This window comes from Parerythrobacter lacustris (genome assembly GCF_024626475.1).
Taxonomy (GTDB): Bacteria; Pseudomonadota; Alphaproteobacteria; order Sphingomonadales; family Sphingomonadaceae; genus Parerythrobacter_A; species Parerythrobacter_A lacustris.
Window position 1 is genome coordinate 20,543 of sequence record NZ_JANKHH010000001.1, and the last position, 26,233, is coordinate 46,775.

The following is a 26,233-nucleotide window of genomic DNA, read 5'->3' on the forward strand; positions in this document are numbered from 1 at the left end:
CGCCCTATTGGGGCGGCGGCTTCCAGTTCTGGTTGTCGAGCGAATCCCTGATGTGCTCGAACACCGGCCCGTAGATCGGATTGGCGAATTCTGCCCCGACGATGCCCTGGTCGACCCAGCGCACGTGGGCATCGAAGGGGCCTAGCGTTTCGATCCGGATCGTGATCGGGGTGTCGCGCCGCAGCGCGGAGTACTTTTCATAGAAGCGGCAGCCTGTCTCCGACAGATCGAGCATGGTCACATCGCGCTTGATCCCGGCCCCGGTCCGGTACTGGCCGAGGATGCGTATCTCGTGTCGTGGTTTCGAACGCTCCTTCATCGCTTGATCCTAGACGGCTGACATCGCCCAATTACTCCTCATCATGCTTAATATCTTAACTTTTGGTGCTCCGGTATCGTTCCCTATTGTCACGGTCGCTGACTCGCCCCGCCCAGGGTCATCATGTAGCTCGCGAGCGCATCCGCCTGTTGCGGTGTGAGGTCGAAATCCATCGCTTCGGGGTAATTGTGCGCATCGCGCAGGAAGGCGGCAAGGGTCCGCTGCGTCGTCCCATGGCGATGCGCGATCTCGGCGAAGGTCGGCGAAGCGGGGTTGGGCGAGATGCCGGGAGTCTCGACCGCATGGCAACCGCCGCATGATGCCTGGGCAAAGGCGATATCCTCAATCGTGCGACTGTGGGTTGCATTGCCCGTTGCGGCATGCTGGCAGGCGGCAAGCAGCAAGGCTCCGATCGTGACGAAGCTGACTCGCGAGCCCATGATTACGCCCTTCGCCCAGTTTCGCGCCCCACCTCCCTATAACCGATATCACGGCGACAGAACAGGCCGAAGGCATCGATTGCGTCGACCGCTGCATAGGCCCTGGCTTGTGCTTCAGTAACGCTGTCTCCAAGCGCCGTCACGCCGAGCACCCGCCCGCCGCTGGCGACCAGTGCCTCGCCCTCGCGCTTCGTGCCGGCGTGGAACACCTTCGCCCCGCCGGCCTCGGCATCGCCAAGCCGGATTTCTCCGCCCGCATCGGGCGTTCCGGGATAGCCGTTGGCCGCCATCACCACGGTCAGCGCGGCCTGCTTGCCGAGCCGCACCGGCGGGAGCGAGGCCAGTTTGCTGTCGGCGCAGGCGAGCATCAATTCGCCGAGGTCGTCCTCCAAACGCATCATCAGAACCTGGCATTCCGGATCGCCGAACCGGCAGTTGTATTCGATCAGCTTCGGCCCCTCGTCGGTCAGCATCAGCCCGGCGAACAGCACGCCGGAATAAGGCATGCCTTCGTCGGCCAGCGTCTTGACCGTCGGCACTATGATCTTCTCCAGCACTTCGCCGCGCAGCATCGGGGTCAGCACGGTGGCGGGGCTGTAAGCGCCCATCCCGCCGGTGTTGGGGCCCGTATCGCCATCGCCCACGCGCTTGTGGTCCTGCGCGCTGCCGAACGGCATGATCGTCGCGCCGTCGGTGAGGGCGAAGAAGCTCGCTTCCTCGCCTTCCATGAATTCCTCGATCACCACTTCGGCACCTGCAGTGCCGAATTTGCCGTCGAACATGTCGGCCAGGGCCTCGACCGCCTCCTCGCGGCTTTGCGCGATCACCACCCCCTTGCCCGCCGCCAGCCCGTCCGCCTTGAGTACATAGGGCGGGTTGAACCGGTCCAACGCAGCCATCGCTTCGGCGAGCGAGCGGGTGCGGACATAGCCAGCGGTCGGGATTCCGGCGCGCTCGCACAGGTCCTTGGTAAAACCCTTGCTCCCTTCGAGCCGGGCAGCGGCCTTTGACGGGCCGAACACCGAAATGCCTTCGCCGCGCAGCGTATCGGCCAGCCCGTCGACCAGCGGGGCCTCGGGGCCGATGACCACGAGGCCGATCCGGCGTTCGTCGCAGAACGCGACCACCGCAGCGTGATCGCGCGCATCGAGCGCGACGCATTCGGCATGCCCGGCGATTCCCGGGTTGCCCGGCGCAGCGTAGAACCTATCCTCCGGTCCCGACAGCAGACGGGATTGCGCGAGCTTCCATGCCAGCGCATGTTCGCGCCCGCCCGAGCCCAGCAAAAGGATGTTCATGGCTTACCCCGATCCCGATGATGCGATTGATGGCGGGCTGGTAGCGCGCGAGACCGAAGGGGACAACGCCGCGCCGCTTTCGATCACCGAGATTTCCAACCGGCTCAAGCGCACGGTCGAGGACCGCTTCGGCTTCGTGCGGCTGCGCGGCGAACTGTCAGGGGTCAAGCGCGCGGCATCGGGGCATGTCTATTGCGCGCTGAAGGATGAAGGCGCGGTGATCGACGGGGTGATGTGGCGCGGCAATGCCCAGCGCCTGCCGTTCAACCTCGAAGACGGGCTCGAGGTGGTCGCGAGCGGCAAGCTGACGACCTATCCCGGCCGGTCCAAGTACCAGATCGTGATCGAGCGGATGGAGGTCGCGGGCGAGGGCGCGCTGCTTGCCCTGCTCGAAAAGACCCGAGCCCGGCTGGCGGCGGAAGGGCTGTTCGACGAGCGCCGCAAGCGCGCATTGCCGTTCCTCCCGCGCACCATCGGCGTGGTGACTTCGCCCACCGGCGCGGTGATCCGCGACATTCTCCACCGGCTGGCGGACCGCTTCCCCAGCCACGTGCTGGTGTGGCCGGTGCTGGTGCAGGGGCAGGGCTCGGCCGAGCAGGTCGCCGCCGCGGTGCGCGGCTTTGGTGCGCTGGCGGAGGGCGGGCCAGTTCCCCGCCCGGACCTGCTGATCGTCGCGCGCGGCGGCGGTTCGATCGAGGATCTGTGGGGCTTCAACGAGGAGGCCGTGGTCCGCGCGATTGCCGAAAGCCCGATCCCGGTGATCAGCGCGGTCGGGCACGAGACCGATACCACGTTGGCCGACTTTGCCGCCGACCGCCGCGCGCCGACGCCGACCGCCGCCGCCGAAATGGCGGTGCCGGTGCGCGCGGAGCTCGCCGCGACACTGGCCGATTTCTCAGCCCGTAAGAAGCGCGCGATCCTGCGCCCGGTGACGCTGGGGCGCGAACGGCTCGAGGCGCGCGCACAGCGGTTGCCAAGCGCCGAAGCGCTGCTCCAGCCGCAGGCGCAGAGGCTCGACGAGCTGTCCGAACGGCTGCGCCGCGGCCTGCGCGAGCGCGCGGCGCACGGGCGTGAACGGCTGGCCCAGTTGCGTCTGTCTCCCGCGATGCTCGAGCGGGGTCTGCGCGATGCTCGGCGGCGGTTCGGAGAGATGCGGCTGACACCTGGTCTGGTCCGGCAGCGTGCACAGCGCGACGCGGAACGCTTTGCTGCGTTCGAACGGCTGTTCCTGTCACTCGATCCCAAGGTTCCTCTCAAGCGCGGCTTCGTGCTGGTGACCGGCGAGGACGGGACGCTACTCCGCAGCCGCGGAGACGCAGCGAAACAGGCGCGGCTGGAGATCGAGTTTTTCGACGGCGTGCTTGCTGCCGCTCCGCTTGACCGTTCAGCCCCGGCTCAAACGGCGGCGCGCAAGCCGAAGCCATCCACACCCGCCAAACCGCAGCAGGATGACCTGTTCGGCTGATTGTCCGGCGGGGCAAGCAATGCTAGGGCCGCAGCCATGTTGATGTCATCGGGAAACAGCGAAGCAAAACTCTCCTACGGGCCCAACGGATTCCGCGTGTTGCGCCCGGGCCAGCACGTGTTCTGCGCGGTCACCGGCGATGCTGTCCCGCTCGAGGATCTGCGCTACTGGAGCGTCGAGTACCAGGAACCCTATGCCAGCGCAGAGGCGGCCACCAAGCGGCTTGCGGGCGGGCAGTGAGCCGCCTGCCTACGCTCCGGTCCGGACTCGGACTCGGACTCTGCTCGCTCGGCTTGGCGCTGGTCGCCTGCACCGCCGCCGCCGGAGGCGAGGCGGGTAGCAGCACAGCGGCTGCGGTCGAAACGGCGTCGGATGCCGCCATCACCGCTGCAACATACGACGATGATCGCACAGTGCCGCCGCAGCCCGCGCCGGGACTTACGCTCGCCGGGGAATTGACCCAGGGCGGCTACCTGCGCGGTACTGCACCGGCGGGCACACTGTCGCTTGCCCTGGACGGCCAGCCGCTTGCGCTCGATCCGCAGCGCCGTTTCTTCGCCGCCTTCGATCGCGATTCGGGCACCAGCCAGACGCTGGTCGCGACCCTCGCCAACGGCCAGCAGGTGACCCGCGAAGTCCCGGTCAGCCCGCGCGCGTGGAACATCGAGCATATCAACGCCGCGCGCAGCGGCGGCGGGCCGAGCGAGAGCTTCATGGAGCGCCGCCGCCCCGAACTGGCCCGGATCAACGCCGCGCGCAGCATCAACGCGCAGAGCGAGGGCTGGACGCAGCAATTCATCTGGCCGGTCAAGGGGCGCATCTCGGGCCGCTTCGGCTCGCAGCGGATCTATCGCGGCGAACCGGGCAGCTATCACACCGGGCTCGACATCGCGACGGGCGCAAGCGGCACGCCGTTCGTCGCCCCGGCCGACGGGGTGGTGGTGCTCGCCGCCGCAACCCCGTTCAGCCTCGAAGGCTATCTGCTGATGATCGACCATGGAAACGGGCTCAACAGCGCGTTCCTCCACTGCTCGAAGATCGCGGTGAAGGAAGGCGATGTAGTGCGGCAAGGGCAGTATATCGGCAATATCGGCGCGACCGGCCGCGCCACCGGGCCGCATCTGCACTGGAGCATGAAGTGGCGCGATGCCCGGCTCGATCCGCTTCTGTTCACCGGCCCGATGAACTGATCGCCTTGCGGTGCGGCGGCTGATTGCGATCCTGCTGCTCGCGGCGCTGGCGGCACCTGGCACCTGGCTGCGGACCGCGCCTGCGCCCGCCGATTTCAGGCCCCTGCTCGAAATCAAACCCTTGCCGGTCGTGCAGCGGGCAATCGGCGGCTTCGCCGTGCTCGGCGCGTGGGAACTCGCCAGCGCCAACACCCATTTCGGGAGCTATTCCGCGCTGCTCGCCATGCCGGACGGGACATTGTTCGCGGCGAGCGATCGCGGGCGCTTCCTGCGCTTCACGCCGCCAGGCGAGCGCGGCGCGCCGCGCTTCGGCTGGCTTGCGGGGGACGCCGATACACTCAAGGAACAGATCGATATCGAGGCGATGACGCGCGATCCGGCAAGCGGGAGGGTGTGGTTTGCCTATGAGGGCACCAATGCCATCGAGCGGCGCGATTCGAAGCTCCGGTCGGAGGAAACGGCTCGGCCGCAAAGCATGGCGGGCTTCGGCGCGAATTCGGGACCGGAGGCTTTCGCGCGGCTGGCCGACGGGCGCTTCGTCGTGCTGTCCGAAGGGCCGCGCAAATGGCTCGGCTCGCACCATCCGGGGGTGCTGTTCTCCGGCGATCCGGTTGCCGGGGGCAAGGCGACTACTTTCACCTTCGTCTCCGACGGTGGCTACAAGCCGGTCGACATGGTGCAGATCCCCGACGGTCGCATCCTGATCCTGCTGCGGCGGCTCGAGCTCGGCATCCCGCCGGGGTTTTCGGGCAAGGTGCTCATCGCCGATCCCGCCGACATCGCAAACGGCGGCGAGTGGCGCGGTGAGCAAATTCTCGCGCTCGACGAGCGTCTGCCGAGCGACAATTACGAAGGTCTGGCGGTCGATCCGCAGCCCGATGGATCGCTGGTCCTGTGGCTTATCGCAGACGACAACAACGCCGTTCTGCAGCGCACGCTGCTGCTCAAGCTGCGCTGGGTTCCGGGGCAATAGCCAGGATAAAGGCGATTGTGCACCATGCAATCGCGCTGCTTATCTGTCCTGTGACGTCCCCCAGTGTTTGTCATCCCCGCGAAGGCGGGGATCCAGGGCGGGCCCGGTTCCGTGGATTCCCGCCTTCGCGGGAATGACAAGGTTAGGGAGTAGAGGGGGGATTGTGCTGTCTGATTGCAATCGACGCAATCCGGAAAAGAATAAGGCGCGTGGTCAGTCCACGCGCCCGATTCTATTACGGGGGCCGACTCCGGCCTCTCCCACATCGAGTCGGCACAAACACGCCGACAGCATCGAAATTTACGCGGCTTCGGCCGCCTTGGTCGCCTTCTTGATCTCGCGCTTCACCTTGAGCGCGCCTGCCGAAAGCTTCTCGTCCTTGGTCTTGAGCAGCCAGTTGTCGAGCCCGCCATTGTGTTCGACCGAACGCAGGCCGTGGGTCGACACGCGGAACTTGAACCCGCGGCCCAGCTTTTCGCTTAGCAGGGTGACGTTCTGCAGGTTGGGCAGGAAGACGCGCTTGGTCTTGTTGTTGGCGTGGCTGACGTTGTTGCCCGTCAGGCGGCCCTTGCCGGTCAGTTCGCAAATGCGCGACATGCTATCTCTCGTTCGCTCAAGGTTGGGGGCCACCGATTCGATGGCCGCTGATGGTCGGGTTTTGCCCGGAAAGGCGCGCGCATAGCGGTGAGGGTCCGAATCGTCAAGCGGATTGCGGGTTGGCGGCCGGGTCGCTAGCGCCGTATTCAATGTCACGCTGGCCGATCCCCGAACCGATGCAGCAGGCGCTGGCGCTCGCCCGCGAGGCGGCAGCCGCTGGCGAAGTGCCGGTAGGTGCCGTGGTGGTCAAGGATGGCGCGGTGATCGGCAGCGGCGGCAACCGCCCGCGCGCCGATCACGACCCGACCGCCCACGCCGAAATCGCCGCGATCCGCATGGCGGCCAAGGCGCTCGGCAACGAACGACTGGAGGGCTGCGAGCTGTGGGTCACGCTCGAACCCTGCGCGATGTGCGCGGGCGCGATCAGCCACGCGCGTATCGGAAAGCTTTACTACGCCGCGAGCGATCCCAAGGGCGGCGCTGTCGAACACGGCGCGCTTGTGTACGAGCAAGTGCAATGTCTCCACCGGCCGGAGGTCTATTCGGGCATTGGCGAGGCAGAAGCGGTGGAGCTCCTGCGATCGTTTTTCCGGGATCGGCGCTAAAGCCCCCGCCACACCTTCATCGCCGCGCTGTCCTTCGCTCCGAACCGGCGGGCATCGCATTTGGTCGGCATGAAGCGCTTGTCGTAGCACAGGCGCATTTCTTCCAGCCAGCCGCGCGAGTTGAGTTTCACGCCCACCGCAGCTGCCGGCCAGCCGGGATTGAGGCGGGCAAACTCTTCGCGCAGGCGGCCGGCGGTGACCTTCTTCTCGCGCGAGAGGACATCGGCATCGGGCATGCGCACGCCGTTCCAAAGGATGCGGGTGACCTTGAAGTAGGTCTCGGGCCGCCGTGTCATGCAGCTGCCGTGCTTGGCCCACTGGCGTGCGAGCAGAGCGGCGGAGGGGCTCATGCACAGGTTCTGTCGTGCTTCGGCGGGCGAGAGACTGCGCGCAGTGCGGCACCATTGCGGCCAGCTGCTGCGCCCTTCGGGCCAGAGGCCGTGGACGACGAAACCGAAGCGCCCGTTGCGACCCGAACATTGCGTGCCATGCCGCGCCTCGCTCTCGCGCCCTTTGCAGAACTCGGGGCTCCAGCTGAGGCTGAGGGTATAGCCGGTAACGGGCAAGCGCCGCTCGCGGGCTTCGGGGGTGATCTTCGGCAGCGAAATCCGTTCGGGCATGCGGCATTGGTAGGCTTGCGCATGGGCGGCAGCCGGAAGCGCCAGCGCGACGAATGCCGCCAGCCATTTCACAGCGGGGTGAAGTCCAGCCCGATATCTGCCGCGGGCGCGCTTTGGGTCAGGCGGCCGACCGACACGTAATCGACCCCGGTCGCGGCCTTGGCCCGGATCGTCTGCAGGTTGATCCCGCCGCTGGCTTCGGTCGGGACCCTGCCCGCGACCAGCGTCACGGCTTCGCGCAGCGTGTCAGGCTCCATATTGTCGAGCAGCAGCCGCGTCGCCCCGGCTGCCAGCGCAGGCTCGATCTGGTCGATCCGGTCGACCTCGCAGATGATTTCAGTCACTCCGGCAGCGACCGCGCGGCGCACGGCTTCGCCGACCGAGCCGGCGACCAGCACGTGGTTGTCCTTGATCATCGCCGCATCCCACAGGCCCATCCGGTGGTTGCTGCCCCCGCCCATGCGGACGGCGTATTTTTCGAGATGGCGCAGGCCGGGAATGGTCTTGCGGGTGTCGAGCAGGGTGCAGGCGGGGTTGTCCATCGCCCGGACATAGTCGCGCACCAGGGTGGCGATGCCAGACAGGTGCTGCACCGTGTTGAGCGCGCTGCGTTCGGCGGTCAGCATCGCGCGGGCATTGCCTTCGAGCCGCATCAGGTCGGTGCCGGGGCCGACTTGCGCGCCTTCCTCGACCAGGATTTGGATCGTCATCGCGGGGTCGAGCGCGCGAAAGAAGGCCTCGGCCACCGGCAGGCCTGCGACCACGATCGGATCGCGGCTGTCCATTACCCCGGCAAACCGCGCTTCGGCGGGGATCACGCTTTCCGAGGTGACGTCACTCCCGCCGCCAGACAGGCCCTCGCCGAGGTCCTCCGCCAGCGTGTCGCGGATGAAACGGTCGAGGTCGAAGCCGGGAAGGGTGAAGCTCATGGCTCGGCTTTGGCCGTTTTTTTGCTTTGCCTCAAGCGCCGGCGGGGCCATCCGGCCGCCTTAGGCTTCCGCCCTACCGGGCGTCGCGCAGTCGCGCTCTGGCTGCCGCGACCCGGAACCGGGTGAAGCCAGTATGGCTTGGAATGGTCGGGTCCGCGACCAGCGGTCCGCAAGGCCGACTGGCCGCCCGCAGGTGCCCCGTAGCGAAGCGAAGGGAATAGCGCCGAGGACGCTCGCGCGGCGGCGAGAGCACGAACCGAATCAATGCACGAAGCGCGCAACTACATCGCGGTACGAGCGCGAGACCTTCACTTCCGCTCCGCTCGACAGCACCAGAAAACATTCGCCATTGGTGTGCGGGCGGACCTGGCGGACCTGGTCGAGATTGACGATGGTCGAACGGTGGACGCGCTGGAAAGTCTTGGGGTCGAGCCGCCGTTCGAGATCCTTCATCGTCTCGCGCAGGATCAGCGAATTGTCGCCGGTGTAGATGCACATGTAGTCGCCCGCCGCCTCGATATGCTCGATCGATTCGACCTCGACCCGGAAAATCTGGCCGCGATCCTTGATGTTGATCAGCTTTTCGAACCGTTCGGTGCTCTCGTTCTCGCTGTCGACGAACTCCTCCGCCGCCTCGGGCGCGACCTCGCTCAGCACATTCATCAGCTTCTCGGCTTCTTCCGAGCTCTTCTTCTCGGCCAGCCGCTGGCGGACGCGTTCGATCGTGTCGGCCAGCTTGTCCTCGTCGACCGGTTTCATCAGGTAATTGACCGCATTGGCCTCGAACGCGCGGATCGCGTGCTCCTGATAGGCGGTGACGAAGACGATCAAGGGCGGGTCGATCTCCATGATTCCCTTGACCACACTGAATCCGTCGAAACCGGGCATCTGGATGTCGAGGAAGACCAGGTCGGGCTTTTCGGTCTTGATCTTGCGGATCGCCTCGCGCCCGTTGGCGCAGGTGTCGATGATCTCGACATCGTCATAGGGCTCGAGCCGCAATTGCAGGCCCTGAATGGCGAGTTTCTCGTCGTCGACGAGGATCGTGCGGATAGTCATTACTCAGGTTCCCATCGGATGTCGGTTGGCCGCGGCTGGTAGCAGTGGCGGATTGTCTTCTGTCTGAACGGAGGCGCCGAGGGGAGGAGCGTCGGCTTCTTCGTCAGCAGTTTCGAACGGAATTTCGATCGTCACCGCGAACCCGCCCGCTGCCGGGGCGCGAATTTCGAACAGGTGGTCGTCGCCATAGGCCTGCGCCAGCCGGTCCCGGATATTGGCCAGCCCGACCCCGGTCGAAACCGCATGTCCGTTTCCTGTCAGCACGTCGGGAAAGCTGGGACGCTTGCCGTCGGTCGGCAAGCCCGGGCCGGTGTCGGATACGGTGACCCGCAGCCTTTGACCGACGAGACGCGCGGCAAGGCTGATCCGCGCACCCTCTTCCTGCGGCGAAACCGCATATTTGATCGCGTTCTCGACCAGCGGCTGGAGCAGCATCGCCGGAAGCTGCGCCTTGGCGGCTTCCGGGTCGACGGTGAACTCGGTCCGCAGTCGCTCCTCGAATCGCATCTTCTCGATTCCGAGATAGAGTTTGAGCGTCTCGACTTCCTCGCTCAGCGTCACCTTGCCGCCCGGCTCGGTCACCAGCGTCTGGCGCAGGAAGCTCGATAGTCGGGTGAGCATCGCATTGGCGGGCTCGGTCTGCTTGAGCAGCACCAGCGTGCTGATCGAATTGAGCGTGTTGAACAGGAAATGCGGATTGAGCTGGTAGCGCAGCATCGCCAGCTGCGCGCTGGTCGCCTGCGCCTCGAGCCGTTCGAGCCGGTCGGCCTGTTCCTCCACCTGAAGAAAGAAGTTGATCGCGTAATACAGCGCCGACCATGCGCCGAGCAGCACAAGATCATAGGAAAACAGGCCGAGAAAGCGTTGGGCGAAGCCCGCGTCGCTGTCGGGCCGGTAGAGATCGAGCACCCAGCTGTCGATGAAGGTATAAAGGCTCACCGCGAGCAGAAGGATCACCGCGGTCGCACCCCACGTCACCAGCGGCTTGCGGTTGATCAGCTGGCGGTAGATCACCGAAAGCACCAGGCTGATCGACAAACCGGTGATGGTCGCGATCAGGATCACCAGCAGGAAATCGAGATCCTGCCCGTTGGCGAAGGCAGAGATCGAGCGCAGCAGCAACACCCCGCCCCACCCCGCGAATTGCAGGTTCCAGAATGCACGGTTCTTCTGCGCGAAGAACGGCGTCGGTTGGAAAGGCAGCACGGCCATCATTGCTCTTTAACGCAAAACCCGGTCAAAGGTCATTGGCCAAATGCCGCTAAATGTTTTACTGCGGCGGCGGCATGCGATATCCTGCGGTCCTGAGGAGAGAGCCATGAACGACATGACCGCCGATGTGATGCACGCCAAGGGCGAACACGCGAAGTTCCGGGAGATGAAGGAAGGCACGCAGGAAGACTGGGCGATCATTTCGAAGCAATATTTCGAATTCGCCGGCGGCCTCGCCGATCGGGTGCTCGACCATCTCAAGCTGCTCGAAGGCGATTTCGGCGGCTTCCCCGTGTGCCGGCTCGAACATTCGCGCCAGACCGCCACCCGCGCGCATCGCGACGGGCGCGGCGAGCGCTATGTGGTGATGGCGCTGCTGCACGATATCGGCGACACGCTGGGGACCTTCAACCATCCCGACGTCGCAGCCGCGATCATCAAACCCTTCGTGACCGAGGAAGAGCACTGGATCTGCCAGAACCATGGCGCGTTCCAGGGGTATTACTATTTCCACCATCTCGGCATGGATCGCAATCTGCGCGATCGATATGCGGACAATCCCTATTACGACGCCTGCGCCGAATTCTGCGAGAAATATGACCAGGCCGCGTTCGATCCGGATTACGACAGTGAGCCGCTCGAATTCTTCGAACCGATGGTGCGCCGCGTGCTCGCGCGTCCGCTCGCCTCGATGTATGTCAAGGACGACGAAGCCGCCTGAGCATTAGAACGGCAGGTAGCCCACTTCGCGCGGGTTGAACCGCATGGTCCAGTCGGCCGTCCCGGTCGCGGCTTGCGCATCTGTGACCAGCGGCAGTTCGGCTTCGATCAGCTCGACCCGCTCGTCCCACCCGTCATGGGTGCGCTTGCGCAGCAGCCCGCCATTATGCTTCGGCCCCCAGCGGCGCATGAAGCGCACTGCCGTCGCCGGATCGTAACCCGCATTGGCAAGCAGCCACGGCATCATCCGGTCCGCCTCGCGTTCGGTTTCGCGCACGTCGCGGCGCTTACGTCCGTTGGCAGCCAGCCATTGTGGGTGGCGCAGGATATTGTGCGCCAGCTCGTGCGCCAGTGCGGCGGCGAATTCCTCTTCCGGATAGCCGAACCCGGGGAAATCGCGCCCGACCCGCACCACCGCGCCGTCTGCCCCGGCATCGTCGCGGCCAGAGACGACCTCGAACCGGCCGTAGCAGACGATGTCCGGTCGCAGGCTGACGGTCCGTCCGTCGGCCAGCGTCAACTCGGCTGTGCCATCGGTATAGGATTGGGCCAGCGCGCGTTCGATCCGGTCGAGCCGTTCCCAGCCCTCGTCGCCCGGAGAGAGGAACCCGGCTTCGTCCACTCCGTCGATCGCTGCGATGCCGGCATGACGAGGCAAGGCCAGCGCCGAAGCTGGCGATTGTGGAACAACCAGCTGTACGAAAATGTCACTGCGCAGGCCGAGCATCCGGCGCACCAGCTCCGGCGAGCCGTAGGCGCGGGCATCCTGCAGCAACAGACCGCTCGCCGCCGCCTTGTCCGGGCAGAGCTGCGCATTGCCCGACAACAGCTGCCAGCCCACCGACTGCGTGCGCAGGTCCTGCTCGGCGAGGAGCGCGAAATCCGCACGGAAAGCGTCATAGCGCGCTTGCGCTTCGTCGGGCTTGCCGGTGGCGGAAGACGGAGAGGCGAGCAGCAGCGCGGCGAGGGCCGCCGGGGCCGCTCGCCAGCGGCTCACGAACCGCGCGCCTCGGCGATCGCCTCGGCCAGTTTCTCTTCGCCCACCGCGCCTTGCAGCACCTGGTCGCCGACAACCCAGCTCGGGGTTCCGGTGAAGGCGAGCTGGCGCGCCAGCCCCATGTTCTTCGCCAGTTCGAAGTCGGCTTCCTTCGACGCCATGAAGGCATTTGCCTGCGCCATGTCGATCCCGGCTGCCGCCGCGGCCTTGAGCACGCTTTGCTCGCTCGGCGGGCCGAGCTCGAACATCGCGTCATGGAAGGCGGTGAACTTGCCCTGTCTTGCGGCGGCGAGCGCCATCCGCGCCGCCTGCTCGCTGCCGTCGAAGATCGGCCATTCACGGATCACCACCTTGAGGTCGGGGTTGGCCTTGACCAGCGCCGCCACATGATCGCGGCTCTGGCGGCAATAGGTGCAGCCGTAGTCGGTGAACTCGACCAGCGTGACCTTGCCCTGCGGGTTGCCCAGCACTGCGCCGGGGAAGGGCACGAAAACATCCTGTTCGACATCCGCCAGCCGCTCGCGCGCCTGCTTGCGGTCGTAACTGTCGGCCAGGTCGCGCAGGATTTCGGGATTCTCCAGCAAGTATTCGCGCGTTTGCTGATGGCCGAACACCGCCTGCCATGCACCGGCGCCAATGAAACCGAACACCAGCGCCAGGAGCGCGACGAAAGCCGAAGTGCGGAAATTGCCCATAGCCAGCGCGCTAGCGACGGTCGCGCGCCTCTTCAAGCGCGGCGCGCGCCTGCAAGCCGATATCCTGCGCGCGGATCCAATCAGGCGAGCCGACCGGGAGCCCCGCCTCGGCCACCTGAGCGCTGGCGAGCGCTGCGGGGAACTGGCCGGTCATCACCTGCTGCTCCGCACTGGCGAGCCGCGCGCGCGGCATGTCGCCCTTGGCGTCATACACCACTCCGAGCTGGTACCAGGCGAAGGGATTGAGCCGGTCGCGAGCGACTGCGGCGCGCAGGACGCGCTCGGCTTCCTCGTAATTCGCCTTGTCCTCGGTCGCGATCAGCGCATGGCCGAACAGGGTCGCGATGAGCGGCTGGTTGCCGGTCAGCGCGCTCGCTTTGCGCAGCGGTTCGAGCGCATCGACCGCGCGCCCCGACTCGAGCAGCACCTGCCCCTTCACCTCGAGAAAATAGGGGTCGTCGGGCGCCATAGCGAGCAGGGCTTCGGTCTCCGCCAGCGATTGGTCTATCAGCGCGACCTTGTGATAGGCGTAGGCGCGGGCATAGCGCGCCGGCACGTCGGTGCGGCTTTCGGGATATTTCTGCAAGGTGCGGCTGGTGTCGTTGACATAGCCGAACAGCTTCGCCTTCACCCGCTCGAAGCGGATCTGCAGGGTGGGATCGGGAGCCGCATCCCACGCCGGGTCGGCGATGTAGCTCTCGCGCAAGGTCGAAATCCGGTCGCCCGACAGTGGGTGGGTGCGCACGAAGGCCTGGTCGTCGTCCTGGCTGATGCCGTAACGGAATTCCTGGTTTTGCAGCTTCTTGAAAAAGTCGAGCGAACCCTTGCCGGTGATACCGGCCTTGGAGAGGTACTCTGCCCCTGCCGCATCGGCCGAACTTTCCTGCACCCGGCTGAAGGCGAGATATTTGCCGATGGCGGCACGCTGGCCGGCCATCAGGATACCCATCGCAGCATCGCCCGCCCCCGCGAGGGCCGCGCCGACGCCCAGCAGCATCGACAGGATCGAGATATTGTTCGCCGCGTTCGCCCCGTCGGAGTGGCGGATGATGTGGCCACCGGTGATGTGACCGAGCTCGTGCGCGATCACGCCCTGTACTTCGTTGGCGGTGTCTGCGGCTTCGATCAATCCCGCATGGATATAGACCACCTGCCCCCCGGCGACGAAGGCGTTGATCGACGGATCGTTGACCAGCACAATGTCGACATTGCCCGGTTCCAGCCCCGCCGCTTCGACCAGCGGTGCGGCCATTTCCTGCAGCAGCGCCTCGGTCTCGGCATCGCGCAGGATCGACTGGGCGGCAGCGGGCTGGGCGCATAGCGTCGCGGCGGCGAGCAGGGCCAGCAGGTGAGCGAGATAGCGCATGGCCGGTGTGCTAGCGCAATTCCCGCTGAACCGGAACTGAAGGCATTGCCTCCGCCCGGCGAGTGGCGGCGATCGGCAAGGCGAATTCGCGGACCGCGTCGACCACCCGCCGGTCGTTCCACGGGCTCGCGGTCTTCACCAGTATGTCGTAATGATCCATTTCCGGGTACAGCCTCAGATCGACCGGGACTCCGGCGGCTTCGAGCTTCGCAGCCAGCGCGCGGCTGTTGCGCGGCTTCACGGTGGTATCGCGCTCGCCGCTCAGCAGCAGCATCGGCGGGGCCTCGGCACTGACGAAGGCGACCGGCTGGGTGGTCCGCGCAGGATCGGGTGCGTTGCCGAAACTGGTGCGGGTCGAATCGCTGTCGAAGGGGTAGAAATCATATGGCCCGGCCAGCCCGATCGCCCCGGCGACCGTGCCAGGTTCCAGCCCCTCGCGTGCGAGCCACTGCGGGTCGAGCGCGGTCATCACCGCGTTGTAGGCACCGGCAGAATGGCCCGCGACGAAGATCGCGTCGGGGTCGCCGCCATATTGCGCGATGTTCGCGCGCGTCCAGGCGATCACGCTCGCGGTATCCTCGAGCATGCCGGGAAAGTCGCCTTCGGGATGCAGGCGGTATCCGGCCAGAACCACGACGAAGCCCTCGGGCACGAAGGCGCGCGCGAAGAAACCGTAGTCGTCGGGATCGCCGCTGCGCCAGCTTCCGCCATGGCTGAACACCAGCACGGGTCGTGCCGCGGTCTTGGCCGCAGGCCCATAGACCGCAAGCTTCTGCGCCGGGGAGTCACCGAAAACATGGCGGACAAGCAGTTTGGTTTCCCTCGCTCCGCCGCTCGCGCGGTCGACCAGGTCGAGCACCGCCGGGCCGTTGCGGGCGATGGCGTACTGCAGCCCGAAAAAGCCGCCGATCCCAAGGGCTGCGATAATGGCGAGCGTCCAGCCCATGCGTTTGCGCCCCCTGCGTATCATGCAGGCTGGGCTAACCCGTTGCCGTGCGCGAATAAAGCACTATCGCGGTGTCAGACGAGTTTGCGCGCGACCTTTTCGACCAGTGCGATATCGTCGGAGATCTCGCCCAAGACGGCGATGGACCCGTCTTCCAGGCGGCGGATCATCACCACACCGAATTCGGCACCTTCAGATGAAAGGTCGGCCAGTTCGCGCGTTTCGAGCTTGCGCAGCTTCTTAGCGAGCGAGGGGCGAACAGCGTCGGCGGGAGCAACCGCTTTGCCCGCCTCTTCCTTGCGCAATCGGCGCTCGGTCTGGACGACTCCCTTGAGGCCGCCCTCGGCCTGGGTGAGAAACCCTGCGAGTTCGCCGCGTCCCACCGACAAGCGGCGGGCATGGGCCAGCACGCTGGCGTATTCGGCGAGCCGCGTCTTGTCGTAGTCGACGCCGAACACCAGCTTGACCACCGGGGTCATTGGCGCGCGATCCTGCGTCGTCAGCCCGCTTTCGGCGACCAGTTCGCTGAATTCTTCGGGATCGTCCTCGGCGGCAAGGCAGACGTCATAGGCCCGGCTGACAGCCGCATAGAGCGCGCTGCGCGAACGGTCCTCCGACGAATGTGCCGCAAGCGCCAGCTCGCGCGCTTCTGCCAGACAGTCATACAGGCCGGCTTGCGGATCGGGCACGATCGCCATGGCTTCGGATACGTCATCGAGCTGGCTGCCGGCTTCGACGAAACCGGGGTTTGCGCCGGTTTCCAGTGCGTCCCCGTGCGCGACCGGCGGCTCGAACGTCTCGTCCAAGTCGAATGGCTCGGCTGCGGTGCCGGGTTCGTCTTCGAACGAAGGCCTGCCGAAGGAGACCTGCGCCCGAACGACCGAATCTTCGACCGGCGGCAAGGCCTGCTTCTTGGTCAGCAAGGGAGAGCGCGGGGCGAACATCGGCTGGTCGCCGAAGTCGTCCTCGTCCTCATCCTCTTCGAAGGCATCTCGTGTCACGGTACGCGGGGCAATCAGTGAAGAGAGGCGCGAGACGACCGCATCGTCTTCCTCGCATTCCTCGTCCTCGTCGGGGCTGTTGCCGTAGTCGACTGCGTATTTTCCGGCGTCTTCCCCTACAATCGCCGCAGGGTCATGCCCGGCGTCGGACCAATCGTCGTCATCGAGCCACGCGCCAGCGCTGTCCTCACTGTCCAAACCGAATTGCGGCACCGGCCATTCGCTTTCGTCGAGTTCGGCCTCGCCAGTTGCTACGGGCGCGAGGTCGGCGATCCCGCCACCCGGACCATCGGCCCAGTCGGTCGCGTCGGCCAGATCGACAGGCGGCGGCGCGATGTCGTCGAGCGACGCCTCAAGCACAGATGCATCTTCGCCATCGGCGATGACGTCATGGTCGAGTGCCTGATCGATCTCGAGCAGCAATTCATCGGAGGTGATCTGGTCGGCCATCTCCTTCCAGTTTATCACGCCATAGATGAAATCGATGGTTTCGCCGTCGCTCGAATAGGGCAGCAGGATGCCGCGATAGAGGATCGTCGCGTCGCGTTGGTTGACGAACTCGGCCTCGAATCCGATCGGCGCCTGGTTCGCAAGGATCTGCATATAGTGGTCGGTGATGCGGCTGAGCAGCGAACGGCTGGGCACGTCCGACAGGCGTTCGATCGCGATATCCGCCCCGCACTCCTCGCCAAGCTCGCGGCCGATGTACTGGATCGCGGGGTCTTCGATTCCCGCCGTAAAGTCGAGCAATACGCTGAACGGCCCGAAATCCGGCAGGTTTTCCGGTTCGAGATCTTCGATCGAGGGAAAGGCGCGGTCGGCCAGCAAGCTCGCCCAGTGGTTGTAGGCGCGCACCTGCATCCGGCGCTCGTCGGTGCCGATTGCCGCCGGGGGCAGCTCACGACCGATTTCGTCTTCGCCGCTGTCCCAGTTGCGCTCGTCGTCGCTTTCACCGGTCAGCCCGAAGTTTCCGCGCAACGTGTCCATGAGCTTGGCAAGCCCCCTTCGTATTCATCCGAAGGTGCCTTGTCGCTGACCATAGTAAACATTGCGTTAAGTGCTTTGCGATCCGGAACCGATCGCAGATTCGCGCTGCAGCGCCGGATGGTCCTGAATCCGGTGAACCGTCAAAGCATGTAGCGCATCCGGATCGACTGGCTCGAAGTGCCGCTCTCGACCGTGAAAGCTGCGGATCCGAAGCTCGGCGGGCCCATCCGCACCTTGGCGTCGCGTGAAAAGCCGAAGCCTTCCTTGGGCATCATCATCAATGCGCGGTCGGCCTTGTTGTTGTTGTTCTCGTCATGCAGCAGCGCGATTGCATAGCGGCCCGGCTTGACGCCGGCGAAGCTCAGGCTGACGGATTTCCCGGCTGGGACGACAACGCTGTTGGCGCTGCTCTTCTTGCATTTGGGGAAATCGTCCTCGTCGGGCGTCAGGCAGGCGCGCACCACGCCCTTGGTATTGCGCAGGTCGGTGACGGTGACCTTGATCGTCGCGGTCTGAGCTGTGGTCCATGCCTGCAGCATCAATCCGCAAACAACGATGCCGCTCAGCGCAAATAGGCGTCCGACAGTCCCTTGTCGGTCCCGCACAGGCGATCCCAGAAACGAAAATAGAGGCCGTAGTTGCATTGATAACTCTCGTGATGACGCTGATGGTGGCTAGCGGTTATGAGCCAGTTACCCAACCTCGAATGAACAAGCGCACGGGGAAAAGCCTCCCACCCCATGTGATTGGTAACCCCCATCACGGTCATAATGGCGAGCACGAGGCCGAGCATGGCGACATGGATCGGGATCAGGAACACCAGCGCGGGAATCACCACTGCGCCGGTAAGCGCTTCGAGCGGGTGAAAACTCATCGCCGCCCAGGCGGTGGGCGGCCGGCTCGCGTGGTGCACCGCATGCGCGATCCGGAAGGGCGCGGGGCGGTGCATGTAGCGATGGGTCCAGTAGAACCACGTGTCGTGCGCAAAGAGGTATGCGAAGACGGAAATCGGGGCATACCACAGCGGAAGGTCCGTCCAGCCGCTGTAGATCCGGGTCCAGCCAAGGTTTTGCCAGCCCCAGGCGACGACGCCCGCCGGCACGCCGTAGATCGCGGCCGAAGCGAGCGACCAGCCGATTTCCCTGCGAATCTGCGGGCCAAGTTTGGCATAGAATCCCGGTTTCACCCGCTCGGTCGCCCAGGCGAACAGGCCGCTCGTCGCGAGATAGCGCAGCGCGACGATCAGCGTCATCGCCAATGCGGAAAGAAGGATCGCAGCGGTCATCGCCTGCCGCTATGCACGATAGCGCAACGCATTGTCAGCCCGCTTGTTGCCCCCATGCGCTGCAAGCCGGATCGGCCGCCACCACCGCCCGGCGCAGCGCGGCACGTGCCAGCCGTTCGACCTCGACCTTGCGGCGCGCTGCGGCGAGCGGACGGCTGGGAGCGGGGCGCAGGATTTCGGCATCGTATCCATCGGCCGCGATCACCCCGCAGCATTCGGGCAGGAAACCGGCGCTGTCCAATGGCGCGCGATCGAGATCGCTTGGGACGCCCCAATAGAAGCGGTCGCAAAACTCGAGATAGTCCGGCCACTTGCCGTCCCCCAGCAGGTCTGCACGGCTCACCTTGATCTCGACGATCACCACATGGCCCTTGGCATCGATCCCCATCAGATCCGCGCGCCGCCCGTTGCGGAGCGGCATTTCCGGCAGGACCCAGATATCGTTGCGCGCGAACAGGCGCATGATCCCGCGCGCCACAGACGATGCATCGAGGGCGCTCGGGGTAAGAGCAGTCAGGGAATCGGAAGGGACGATCGAAGCCATGCCCCCGTCTGGAACATAGCGGGAACATGGTCAAGGTCCGGGAGCGGGCGGACAGGCCTCGCGAGCCATCGAAAGCCAGCGGCGGCCTATGCGCTGCGCGGCGGACCCATTGCACCCGGATCGGGTGCCAGCGCCAGAAGCGCCTCGCGGGCGCACCAGAACTCTCGCCATAGAGCTAGCGCAGGTGCGGTTGCGTCCTGCCCGCGCGCATTGACCGCAAGCAGTGCGGCAAGTCCCGGCTGCATGAAGGCGGACATATCGGCCACGTGGTTTTCCGCCAGTTTCAGCCGCGCACCGCCCAGCGCCTGCACCTGCGCGATGAAGTTGCGCTCGCGCGGGCCCGGTTTCTCCGGCGCAAGTCCGGCGAGCATCGCGACCGCGCCCGCAGCCTCCTGCACCGCAGCCCATTGACGTGCCATCAGGCTCGACGCTCCACGCGCGGCGGCCGAATCGGCCGGTCTTGCGAATTTGGTGCCTTCGGTGGACATGCTGGAGGCATAGCCCGCAGCGGCTTGCCAAATCGCTAATGGTAAGGCGCGCGTGCCTGGCGAGAGTTTGCGCTGGAAAGCCGCTGCCCCCTTTGCTAAGCGCCCGCTCGTTCGGCCCCATGGGTCTGGCACCCGTAGCTCAGCTGGATAGAGCGCTGCCCTCCGAAGGCAGAGGTCACAGGTTCGAATCCTGTCGGGTGCGCCATGATTTTCTACGGCCGGAATGCTTGATGCCGTGACGGCATCGTTGGTTCCCTCGTCCCGAAAGCCGATTGCGAGAATTCCACGCACTTCTCTTGTCTACGCTTTGCATAATCCGCCCGACTGTTAAGTATCTTTACAGAATCGGGTTCGATGGGGGCAAACCGGGGCAGATGGCGCGCACGCAGCGTTTCGACGCAATCGTTGTGGGAGGCGGACCGGCAGGCTCGGCGATGGGCTGGGCGCTCGCGACGCGCGGGATCAAGGTCGCGGTGGTCGAGAAGGCGGTATTCCCGCGCGAAAAGGTGTGCGGCGATTTCGTTGAACCGGCCGGGCTGCGGATCCTCGAGCATAGAGGCTGCATTCCGCAGCTCGATCTCGGCAAGCGGCTGCCGATCACCCGCAACCGGGTCTATTACGAAGCGCGGCTGCCCTATCACGGCGAAATCCCCTATTACGACGGCGCGCATGGCATGCCTCCGCACGGCTACATCATCCCGCGCGACCAGCTCGACACGGTGCTGCTGCAGAACGCAGAGGATGCAGGTGCGACGGTGTTTCGCGGTGCCGCGGCGAAGGTGCTCGAGCGCGAGGGCGACAGCAACATCCTGTTCGCGCGGCAGGGCAAGGAAGAGCTGCGCCTCGAAGCGCCGGTAATCGTCGGCGCGGACGGGGTGCAGTCGATGGTCGCCAAGACCAAGGATCTGCGCCGCACCGACCGGCGGCATATCGGCGCCTCGCAGCGGGTCTATCTCGACAATCTCGAAATTGAGGAAGGCGAGGCTACCATCTGGTTCGACGAGGACCAGATCCCGGGTTACGGCTGGATGTTCCCGATGACCGGCGGGCGCGCCAACATGGGGATCGGCCTGCTGACCGAGACCTGCGACCGCTTCGGCATGTCGGTCCAGCATTGCTTTCGCGATGCGGTCGAGCGGCTGCGCTTCCGCCACCCCGGCTGCCGCAATGCGCGCGTCGCGTCGAAGCCGCTGGGCGGCGCGGTGCATATGTATGGCGGGATCACGCGCAACCATTTCGACGGCGGAATCCTGATCGGCGATGCGGGCAGCTTCGTCGATCCGATGACCGGCGAGGGGATCACGCAGGGGATGGAAAGCGCGATTCTGGGCGCGCACAGCGTGGCGCTCGCGCTCGAGGCGGGGCGGTTCGACGAAGCACAATTTGCCAGCTTCGAGCGCGACTTCCGCGCCTATTTCGACCCGGCGATGCGCTATCTCGTGCTGCTCGCGCAATTGCTGCGCAACCGCCATTTCCACGAGAGCATGTTCATCGGCACCCGCAAGGGCTTCGAGCGGGCGCAGGTCCAACGCAGCTTCGGCGAGATTTCGGGTACCAGCTTCGGCGGGCTCAACGTCCAGCCGCTGGCGATGACCGGGCAATTGCTGTGGAGCCTCGCTGAGCATTTCCTGCGCGGCGGCGCGGCGGCCTTCGTCGACGCGATAAGCGGGCGCGGCTTTACTGGCAACGGCGCGGTGGAGGACCTGCTCGCCTGGCAACGTGGCTGGCGCGCCTCGACCGCGCACGACCTCGGCTGGCACCTGTCGTGGCTGGGCGATATCGTGCGCGCGATGGGCACGCTTGGCCCTTCCTTCCTGATGGACGAGAACCCCCGCCTGCGCGGCCCCATCGCTTTCCTCGAGGCGCAATCATGACCACCAGAACCAAGCCCAAAGCCGCCGCGAAGAAACCGGCCCCGAAAGCTGCCGCGCCCGAAGTTGCCATAATCGGCGGCGGCCTCGGCGGGATGACGGCGGCGCTCAAGCTGCTGCAGGCGGGGTTCAAGGTCACGCTGTTCGAGCGGTACGATCGGCTTGGCGGGAACACCGCGTCCGAGCGGGTGAACGGGGTCGAGCACGATGTTTACCCGCATATGTTCTGCGACTGGTACGCCAATTTCTGGCAGTTGTTCGAACACGACCTCGGGCTCAGCCGAGAGGATCATTTCGTCGCCCATCCGGGCAGCCTGCTGCGCGAACCCGGCTCGGGCGACTATGTCACCATGCTCAACCCGACCTCGATCGAGGCGCTACTTGCAAACCTCAAATCGGGCGCGATGTCGCCGGCCGAGCTGCTGCTGCTCGGCTATTCGGGGGTCGATCTCGCCTCGCAGCAGTTCGACCGCGACGGGCTCAACCAGCTCGGCAAGCTCGACGTCAACGGGTTCCTCTATTCGCGCGGCTATGCCACCGAAGCGGTGGCGGCGATGCAGAATTACCTGCTCACGCTGGTCTGGTCGATCGACAGCGACGTTACCTCCGCGCCCACCTACGGCAATTTCCTCCAGCACAGCCTGCGTTTCCCCGATCATTCGCCCTTCGACTGGCTGCTGAGGAACAGCCTCAACGACGGGCTGATCGCACCCTTCCGCGCCAAGCTGGAGGCGCTCGGCTGCACCATTCGCACCGGCTGCGCGGTGCAATCGGTGCGGCTCGACAGCGATCATCGCCCGATCCTGCGGTGGCAGACGAAGGGTGCGAAGCGGACGCAAACCAAGGCTTTCGACTATGGGGTGCTGGCGGTGCCGCATGAGGCGATGGCGGACCTCGTCATGTGCCGCACATCCGGCATTGCGGGCAGCCGGATCGTCGATGCCGAGCCGGAGCTCGCCAATCTGCGCCGCCTGACGAGTTCGGCGATCCCGGTGCTCGATCTCTATCTCAGGGTGAAGCTCGACGGTTTCCCGGCCGACAATATCGGGCTCGCGGGGTCGAACTACGGCCTCACCGCACTCGACATATCGCAATTGTGGCCCGCCGAACTGTTCGGCGGCAAGACCGCGTTGGTCGTCGCCGCGTCGGATGGTGATGCGATCCCGTCGGAAGACCCCGAGCAGGCGGCGATGCTGATGCTGGCCGAATTCGCCCGATACTATCCGCAGTTCGCAGGGATTGCGCGCTGGGGCGACCCCGACTGCATCGTCGACTGGGCCAAGACCCACATCCGGCTCAATGCCCACCACAAGCTGTTCCTCGACGATACCGGAAGCTGGGCCTTCCGGCCCGCAGCGGCCTATCCCGAGACCTTGCCGCGCCTCGCCTTCGGCGGGGACCTGTGCCGCACCGATGTCGAGATGGCGACGATGGAAGGGGCGGTGCAGAGCGGCACGCTGGCGGCGGCGGCGGTGCAGGCGCAGGACGCGCGGATCACTGGCCTGCAGCGCGGCAAGGAGATCGCGGATGTGCCCCACCGGGTCTATTCGCCGACCACCTTCCGCGCGGCGAAGCTGCTGCTGCTGCCTTCCGCCTATGCTGCCTATGCGCTGGTCGCGCTGGACCAGTATCGCGCCGCGAAGGCTGCAGGCGACGACCGCGCCGGCGAAGCACTGGCGACGCTGGTGGAAAACCTGGCGCTGGTGCTGCCCAAGGCCGCGACCGAAGCGGGTGAAGGAGCCTACTGGTTCTACCGCAGTCTGGTCGACAAGGACGAGGAGGATCCGGGCGATGAAGCGATCGGCCTCGGCGCGGCAGCGCTGATGGTGCTGGGCGAAATCGCCGATTATGCCGCCTCGCACCTCGGTGGTGAAGAGCGACCGGTGCCGGAAACCGGCGCGGCCAAGGCGTTCGAAGGCATCGCGGGCGAAATCGCCGGGATTGCCGGGCGCGCATTCGGGGCGGTGCGCGATGCAGCCGCGAACGGCAATACCGCCAAGCGCCGCTGGCGCGTCAAAAGCTGAAGGAGCATTGCGGCTTGGACACTGTCACCAGGGGTATCGTCGCGGATCTCGGCTTCCTGCCCGAGATGGACCGGCTGCGCGACCGGCTGTTCGCGTGGATCGCGGAATCGAGCGCGGAACTGCGCCCGCTGCTTGAATGGCAGTTCGATGCCGGGTCGAAATACTTCCGCCCGCTGACGATCTTCGGCTGCTACCGCGCGCAGAAGGGCGGCGAGATACCCGATAACGTGATCCGCTCGGCCGCCGTGCTTGAGATGATGCACAATATGACGCTGGTGATCGACGACATCCTCGACCTATCAGACGAGCGGCGAGGCAAGCCGACGATGCATGCGAAGTTCGGCAATCTGCCCGCGCTGATGGCCTCCGGCTTCATCGCGGCGGACGGCTTCGCGATGGTTGCGGATGACGCGCATGACATTCGCCTGTTCGCCGATCTGGTGAAGCGGTTGGGGGTCGCCGAATGCGCGCAGTGGCGGCTGCGGCGGCAACCGCTCGGAGTCAAGGACTGGGAGATGATCGCGGGCGAGGACACCGGCTCGATGTTCGAGACTTGCGCTTGCCTCGCGACGCGCGACGAGACCTTGCGCAAGTTCGGGCGGCTGATCGGCATGCTCTATCACGGCTGCGACGATGTGGGCGATGTGAAGGGCCTCGAATCGCTCGGCGGCGGGGGCGAGGAGGATCTGCGCGACGGTATCCTCACGCTGCCCGCGGCGCTGGCGATCGAGGACAAGGCGATCTGCGACCTGTTCTGCAAGGATGCGCCGTCGGACGGCGAATTGCAGCGCATCTCGAAAGCGATGATCGCGCGCCTGCCCGATGCCGAAGCGCATCTCGACCAGATCGCGAGCGACGCCAAGTGGGAGGCGCAGGTCAATACCGGCGACCCTGGCGTGCTGCTCGAACTGGTCGATTACACGCGCGAACTGTCGCGCAGGTAGGCGCGCTCAGCTGACCTGCCGGTCCATCCCTTCCCAATAGGGAGCGCGCAGTTCGCGGCGCAGGATCTTGCCCGACGGGTTGCGCGGCAGCGCGTCGATGAAATCGACCGATTTGGGGCATTTGAACCCGGCGATGCGCTCCCTGGCATAGGCAATGACGCCGTCGGCATCCAGATCGCTGCCTTCGCGCCGCACGATCACCGCCTTGACCGCCTCGCCCCATTTCTCGTCCGGCACGCCGATGATCGCGATGTCGGAGATGTCGGGATGGCCGAAGATCGCGCTCTCGACCTCCGCCGGATAGACGTTCTCGCCCCCGGTGATGATCATGTCCTTGATCCGGTCCTGGATGTAGAGATAGCCCTCCTCGCACAGGATCCCGGCATCGCCGGTGCGGAACCAGCCGCCCTCGATCAGCGCCTTGGCGTTTTCCTCGGGCCGGTTCCAGTAACCGAGCATCACTGCATCGCCCCGGATCGCGACTTCGCCGATCGTATCGGCGGGCAGCGGCTGGAGGTTTTCGTCGAGGATCGCGATCTCGACCCCGGGGATCGGCTTGCCCGCCGATTTCATCACATGTTCGCGCCCGACCACGTTCTCGGGCTTGTGATCCTCGGGCGACAGGCTGACCACCGTGCCGAAGGTTTCGGTGAGGCCATACAGCTGCGCGAAATCGCATTTAAGCCGTTCGACCCCCTGCTTGAGCAGGTCGAGCGGGATCGGGCTCGCACCGTAGGTCAGCCCCTTCACGCTCGAGAAATCGGCATTCTGCGCATCGGGATGGGCGAGCAGCAGTCGGATCGCAGCAGGTACCAGGAACATCCACTTCACGCGGTATTTCTGCACGTCGCGGATCAGTAGCGCGGGGTCGAATTCTCGGTGCACGATCAGCTCCTGCGCGCCGAGCGTCGCGCCGAGCGCGCTGCCCACCCCCGCGATATGGCCGTAGGGCATGGCGAAGATCATGCTGTCGCCCTCGTCGGCGCAGTACCAGTAGATGCCGTGCTTCTGCATCATCGGCCTTGTGCTGGTGCCGTTGTGATGGCTCAGCACAACGCCCTTGGGCAGGCCGGTGGTGCCCGAGGTATAGAGCTGGAGCAGCGGGTCGTGCGCGCCGACTTCGGTCGTCACCGGCGTGTCGGGCTGCGCATCGCGCCAGGCCTCGAATTCCTGCTCCATCGAGACGATCCGCCCATCGAAGGTCACTCCCGTGAACTCGTCTTCGCGGAACAGCACGTCGGCGCCCGAATCCTGCATGATGAAATCGACCTCGGCCGGGGCGAGTCGCCAGATGATCGGGACGAACACCATCCCGCCGCGCACTGTGCCTAGCGCCAGCTCGACTGCATGGTCGGTGTTCTTGCCGAAATAGGCCACCCGGTCGCCTTTCTTGAGCCCCATCGCGGCAAGCCCGTTGGCGATCTGCGTCGCATGGCGGTCGTACTCCGAATAGGTCGTGGTGCGCTCGCCATAGCGCAGCGCGATCTGCTCGGGCCGCTCCTGTGCGTGCGCGGCAAGCGCTTCGCCATAGGTCGGGAAATAGCCGTCCAGCTCGGCTGCGTTCTCGCTCATTCTCGGTCCTCTCCGACGCAGTTTTGTGGCCGAATCAATCGGCTCTTCTTGCGTGTAGGAGCATGTCCGTTTTGTTTTGCGACGTA

27 protein-coding genes and 1 tRNA gene are annotated in these 26,233 nt (G+C 65.5%); 10 read left to right on the plus strand and 18 right to left on the minus strand.

What is annotated here, in order from left to right; translation table 11 throughout:
• Window positions 1–4: 4 nt before the first annotated feature.
• The 3 genes from NSO95_RS00130 to purD form a co-directional block, all read right to left on the minus strand.
• Window positions 5–319 (minus strand): PilZ domain-containing protein, encoded by a 315-nt coding sequence (locus NSO95_RS00130; protein ID WP_257594103.1) that lies wholly within the window; start codon window positions 317–319, stop codon window positions 5–7.
• An 89-nt stretch (window positions 320–408) separates the two neighbouring features.
• The gene (locus NSO95_RS00135; protein WP_257594104.1) at window positions 409–759 is read right to left on the minus strand and encodes a cytochrome c; all 351 of its coding nucleotides are present in this window, start codon (window positions 757–759) and stop codon (window positions 409–411) included.
• A gap of 2 nt (window positions 760–761) precedes the next feature.
• Entirely contained in the window at window positions 762–2,057 is a 1,296-nt protein-coding gene (purD, locus tag NSO95_RS00140) for a phosphoribosylamine--glycine ligase (RefSeq protein WP_257594105.1), read from the minus strand.
• Here purD and xseA point away from each other — a divergent pair.
• The 4 genes from xseA to NSO95_RS00160 are packed head-to-tail and all read left to right on the plus strand — an operon-like array spanning window position 2,056 to window position 5,685.
• Window positions 2,056–3,522 carry an exodeoxyribonuclease VII large subunit gene (gene xseA / locus NSO95_RS00145; protein WP_257594106.1) on the plus strand — a complete coding sequence of 489 codons (1,467 nt, stop codon included), beginning with the start codon at window positions 2,056–2,058 and terminating at the stop codon, window positions 3,520–3,522. The genes purD and xseA overlap by 2 nt on opposite strands.
• Before the next feature lie 36 nt (window positions 3,523–3,558).
• A complete protein-coding gene (locus NSO95_RS00150) occupies window positions 3,559–3,762 on the plus strand; it encodes a DUF2093 domain-containing protein (RefSeq protein WP_257594107.1) in 204 nt (67 codons plus the stop codon).
• Window positions 3,759–4,712 carry a M23 family metallopeptidase gene (locus tag NSO95_RS00155; protein WP_436278011.1) on the plus strand — a complete coding sequence of 318 codons (954 nt, stop codon included), beginning with the start codon at window positions 3,759–3,761 and terminating at the stop codon, window positions 4,710–4,712. The genes NSO95_RS00150 and NSO95_RS00155 overlap by 4 nt, the downstream gene beginning before the upstream one ends.
• A gap of 10 nt (window positions 4,713–4,722) precedes the next feature.
• A complete protein-coding gene (locus tag NSO95_RS00160) occupies window positions 4,723–5,685 on the plus strand; it encodes an esterase-like activity of phytase family protein (RefSeq protein WP_257594108.1) in 963 nt (320 codons plus the stop codon).
• Between the two features lie 300 nt (window positions 5,686–5,985).
• On the opposite strand, the gene rpmB is transcribed toward NSO95_RS00160, so the two are convergent.
• Window positions 5,986–6,282: a 50S ribosomal protein L28 gene (gene rpmB / locus NSO95_RS00165; protein WP_257594109.1), complete on the minus strand. Its 297-nt coding sequence runs from the start codon at window positions 6,280–6,282 to the stop codon at window positions 5,986–5,988.
• Between the two features lie 149 nt (window positions 6,283–6,431).
• Here rpmB and NSO95_RS00170 point away from each other — a divergent pair, with 149 nt between their 5' ends.
• Window positions 6,432–6,887 carry a nucleoside deaminase gene (locus NSO95_RS00170; protein WP_257594110.1) on the plus strand — a complete coding sequence of 152 codons (456 nt, stop codon included), beginning with the start codon at window positions 6,432–6,434 and terminating at the stop codon, window positions 6,885–6,887.
• Here NSO95_RS00170 and NSO95_RS00175 read toward each other — a convergent pair.
• The 4 genes from NSO95_RS00175 to NSO95_RS00190 form a co-directional block, all read right to left on the minus strand.
• Window positions 6,884–7,579, minus strand: a complete 696-nt coding sequence (locus NSO95_RS00175; protein WP_257594111.1) for a ribonuclease T2 family protein — start codon at window positions 7,577–7,579, stop codon at window positions 6,884–6,886. The two genes, NSO95_RS00170 and NSO95_RS00175, sit on opposite strands and share 4 nt — an antisense overlap.
• Window positions 7,576–8,436: a carboxylating nicotinate-nucleotide diphosphorylase gene (gene nadC / locus NSO95_RS00180; RefSeq protein WP_257594112.1), complete on the minus strand. Its 861-nt coding sequence runs from the start codon at window positions 8,434–8,436 to the stop codon at window positions 7,576–7,578. The genes NSO95_RS00175 and nadC overlap by 4 nt, the downstream gene beginning before the upstream one ends.
• Window positions 8,437–8,697: 261 nt before the next feature.
• A complete protein-coding gene (locus NSO95_RS00185; protein ID WP_257594113.1) occupies window positions 8,698–9,495 on the minus strand; it encodes a LytR/AlgR family response regulator transcription factor in 798 nt (265 codons plus the stop codon).
• A gap of 3 nt (window positions 9,496–9,498) precedes the next feature.
• Window positions 9,499–10,707 carry a sensor histidine kinase gene (locus tag NSO95_RS00190; RefSeq protein WP_257594114.1) on the minus strand — a complete coding sequence of 403 codons (1,209 nt, stop codon included), beginning with the start codon at window positions 10,705–10,707 and terminating at the stop codon, window positions 9,499–9,501.
• 106 nt (window positions 10,708–10,813) lie between these two features.
• On the opposite strand from NSO95_RS00190, the gene NSO95_RS00195 reads away from it, so the two are divergent.
• Window positions 10,814–11,428 (plus strand): HD domain-containing protein, encoded by a 615-nt coding sequence (locus NSO95_RS00195; protein ID WP_257594115.1) that lies wholly within the window; start codon window positions 10,814–10,816, stop codon window positions 11,426–11,428.
• A gap of 3 nt (window positions 11,429–11,431) precedes the next feature.
• Here NSO95_RS00195 and NSO95_RS00200 read toward each other — a convergent pair whose 3' ends face one another.
• The 9 genes from NSO95_RS00200 to NSO95_RS00240 form a co-directional block, all read right to left on the minus strand.
• Window positions 11,432–12,424, minus strand: coding sequence for a M48 family metalloprotease (locus NSO95_RS00200; RefSeq protein WP_257594116.1), 993 nt, complete (start codon window positions 12,422–12,424; stop codon window positions 11,432–11,434).
• Window positions 12,421–13,119, minus strand: a complete 699-nt coding sequence (locus tag NSO95_RS00205) for a DsbA family protein (RefSeq protein WP_257594117.1) — start codon at window positions 13,117–13,119, stop codon at window positions 12,421–12,423. Before NSO95_RS00205 ends, NSO95_RS00200 begins: the two co-directional genes overlap by 4 nt.
• 10 nt (window positions 13,120–13,129) lie before the next feature.
• Entirely contained in the window at window positions 13,130–14,485 is a 1,356-nt protein-coding gene (locus tag NSO95_RS00210) for a M48 family metalloprotease (RefSeq protein ID WP_257594118.1), read from the minus strand.
• A 10-nt stretch (window positions 14,486–14,495) separates the two neighbouring features.
• Window positions 14,496–15,431 carry an alpha/beta hydrolase gene (locus NSO95_RS00215; protein ID WP_257594119.1) on the minus strand — a complete coding sequence of 312 codons (936 nt, stop codon included), beginning with the start codon at window positions 15,429–15,431 and terminating at the stop codon, window positions 14,496–14,498.
• A gap of 74 nt (window positions 15,432–15,505) precedes the next feature.
• Window positions 15,506–17,419 carry a PAS domain-containing protein gene (locus tag NSO95_RS15385; RefSeq protein WP_436278012.1) on the minus strand — a complete coding sequence of 638 codons (1,914 nt, stop codon included), beginning with the start codon at window positions 17,417–17,419 and terminating at the stop codon, window positions 15,506–15,508.
• Window positions 17,420–17,559: 140 nt separating this feature from the next.
• The gene (locus NSO95_RS00225; RefSeq protein ID WP_257594120.1) at window positions 17,560–17,958 is read right to left on the minus strand and encodes a DUF2141 domain-containing protein; all 399 of its coding nucleotides are present in this window, start codon (window positions 17,956–17,958) and stop codon (window positions 17,560–17,562) included.
• 23 nt (window positions 17,959–17,981) lie between these two features.
• On the minus strand, window positions 17,982–18,704 hold the full coding sequence (locus NSO95_RS00230; RefSeq protein ID WP_257594121.1) for a sterol desaturase family protein: 723 nt from the start codon (window positions 18,702–18,704) through the stop codon (window positions 17,982–17,984).
• A 34-nt stretch (window positions 18,705–18,738) separates the two neighbouring features.
• A complete protein-coding gene (locus NSO95_RS00235; protein ID WP_257594122.1) occupies window positions 18,739–19,248 on the minus strand; it encodes an MmcB family DNA repair protein in 510 nt (169 codons plus the stop codon).
• A gap of 86 nt (window positions 19,249–19,334) precedes the next feature.
• Complete coding sequence (locus NSO95_RS00240; protein WP_257594123.1) at window positions 19,335–19,736, minus strand: hypothetical protein; 402 nt, start codon at window positions 19,734–19,736, stop codon at window positions 19,335–19,337.
• 128 nt (window positions 19,737–19,864) lie between these two features.
• On the opposite strand from NSO95_RS00240, the gene NSO95_RS00245 reads away from it, so the two are divergent.
• From NSO95_RS00245 to NSO95_RS00260, 4 genes are all read left to right on the plus strand, one after another.
• Window positions 19,865–19,941: transfer RNA gene (locus tag NSO95_RS00245), tRNA-Arg, on the plus strand.
• 169 nt (window positions 19,942–20,110) lie between these two features.
• Window positions 20,111–21,610 (plus strand): NAD(P)/FAD-dependent oxidoreductase, encoded by a 1,500-nt coding sequence (locus tag NSO95_RS00250; protein WP_257594124.1) that lies wholly within the window; start codon window positions 20,111–20,113, stop codon window positions 21,608–21,610.
• The gene (locus tag NSO95_RS00255; RefSeq protein ID WP_257594125.1) at window positions 21,607–23,631 is read left to right on the plus strand and encodes an FAD-dependent oxidoreductase; all 2,025 of its coding nucleotides are present in this window, start codon (window positions 21,607–21,609) and stop codon (window positions 23,629–23,631) included. Before NSO95_RS00250 ends, NSO95_RS00255 begins: the two co-directional genes overlap by 4 nt.
• Window positions 23,632–23,645: 14 nt before the next feature.
• Window positions 23,646–24,575: a polyprenyl synthetase family protein gene (locus tag NSO95_RS00260; RefSeq protein WP_257594126.1), complete on the plus strand. Its 930-nt coding sequence runs from the start codon at window positions 23,646–23,648 to the stop codon at window positions 24,573–24,575.
• A gap of 6 nt (window positions 24,576–24,581) precedes the next feature.
• On the opposite strand, the gene NSO95_RS00265 is transcribed toward NSO95_RS00260, so the two are convergent.
• Window positions 24,582–26,147 carry a long-chain-fatty-acid--CoA ligase gene (locus NSO95_RS00265; protein WP_257594127.1) on the minus strand — a complete coding sequence of 522 codons (1,566 nt, stop codon included), beginning with the start codon at window positions 26,145–26,147 and terminating at the stop codon, window positions 24,582–24,584.
• Between the last annotated feature and the right edge of the window lie 86 nt (window positions 26,148–26,233).

Bases quoted from the DNA above. Each gene is read 5' to 3' on its own strand.
- NSO95_RS00250 (WP_257594124.1), top strand. From the start codon at position 20,111: ATGGCGCGCACGCAGCGTTTCGACGCAATCGTTGTGGGAGGCGGACCG.
- xseA (WP_257594106.1), top strand. From the start codon at position 2,056: ATGGCTTACCCCGATCCCGATGATGCGATTGATGGCGGGCTGGTAGCG.
- NSO95_RS00235 (WP_257594122.1), bottom strand. From the start codon at position 19,248: ATGGCTTCGATCGTCCCTTCCGATTCCCTGACTGCTCTTACCCCGAGC.
- rpmB (WP_257594109.1), bottom strand. From the start codon at position 6,282: ATGTCGCGCATTTGCGAACTGACCGGCAAGGGCCGCCTGACGGGCAAC.
- NSO95_RS00265 (WP_257594127.1), bottom strand. From the start codon at position 26,147: ATGAGCGAGAACGCAGCCGAGCTGGACGGCTATTTCCCGACCTATGGC.
- NSO95_RS00190 (WP_257594114.1), bottom strand. From the start codon at position 10,707: ATGGCCGTGCTGCCTTTCCAACCGACGCCGTTCTTCGCGCAGAAGAAC.
- nadC (WP_257594112.1), bottom strand. From the start codon at position 8,436: ATGAGCTTCACCCTTCCCGGCTTCGACCTCGACCGTTTCATCCGCGAC.
- NSO95_RS00130 (WP_257594103.1), bottom strand. From the start codon at position 319: ATGAAGGAGCGTTCGAAACCACGACACGAGATACGCATCCTCGGCCAG.
- NSO95_RS00195 (WP_257594115.1), top strand. From the start codon at position 10,814: ATGAACGACATGACCGCCGATGTGATGCACGCCAAGGGCGAACACGCG.
- NSO95_RS00210 (WP_257594118.1), bottom strand. From the start codon at position 14,485: ATGCGCTATCTCGCTCACCTGCTGGCCCTGCTCGCCGCCGCGACGCTA.
- NSO95_RS00240 (WP_257594123.1), bottom strand. From the start codon at position 19,736: ATGTCCACCGAAGGCACCAAATTCGCAAGACCGGCCGATTCGGCCGCC.
- NSO95_RS00225 (WP_257594120.1), bottom strand. From the start codon at position 17,958: ATGCTGCAGGCATGGACCACAGCTCAGACCGCGACGATCAAGGTCACC.
- NSO95_RS00170 (WP_257594110.1), top strand. From the start codon at position 6,432: ATGTCACGCTGGCCGATCCCCGAACCGATGCAGCAGGCGCTGGCGCTC.
- NSO95_RS00185 (WP_257594113.1), bottom strand. From the start codon at position 9,495: ATGACTATCCGCACGATCCTCGTCGACGACGAGAAACTCGCCATTCAG.
- NSO95_RS00205 (WP_257594117.1), bottom strand. From the start codon at position 13,119: ATGGGCAATTTCCGCACTTCGGCTTTCGTCGCGCTCCTGGCGCTGGTG.
- NSO95_RS00150 (WP_257594107.1), top strand. From the start codon at position 3,559: ATGTTGATGTCATCGGGAAACAGCGAAGCAAAACTCTCCTACGGGCCC.
- NSO95_RS00230 (WP_257594121.1), bottom strand. From the start codon at position 18,704: ATGACCGCTGCGATCCTTCTTTCCGCATTGGCGATGACGCTGATCGTC.
- NSO95_RS15385 (WP_436278012.1), bottom strand. From the start codon at position 17,419: ATGGACACGTTGCGCGGAAACTTCGGGCTGACCGGTGAAAGCGACGAC.
- NSO95_RS00255 (WP_257594125.1), top strand. From the start codon at position 21,607: ATGACCACCAGAACCAAGCCCAAAGCCGCCGCGAAGAAACCGGCCCCG.
- NSO95_RS00135 (WP_257594104.1), bottom strand. From the start codon at position 759: ATGGGCTCGCGAGTCAGCTTCGTCACGATCGGAGCCTTGCTGCTTGCC.
- NSO95_RS00215 (WP_257594119.1), bottom strand. From the start codon at position 15,431: ATGGGCTGGACGCTCGCCATTATCGCAGCCCTTGGGATCGGCGGCTTT.
- purD (WP_257594105.1), bottom strand. From the start codon at position 2,057: ATGAACATCCTTTTGCTGGGCTCGGGCGGGCGCGAACATGCGCTGGCA.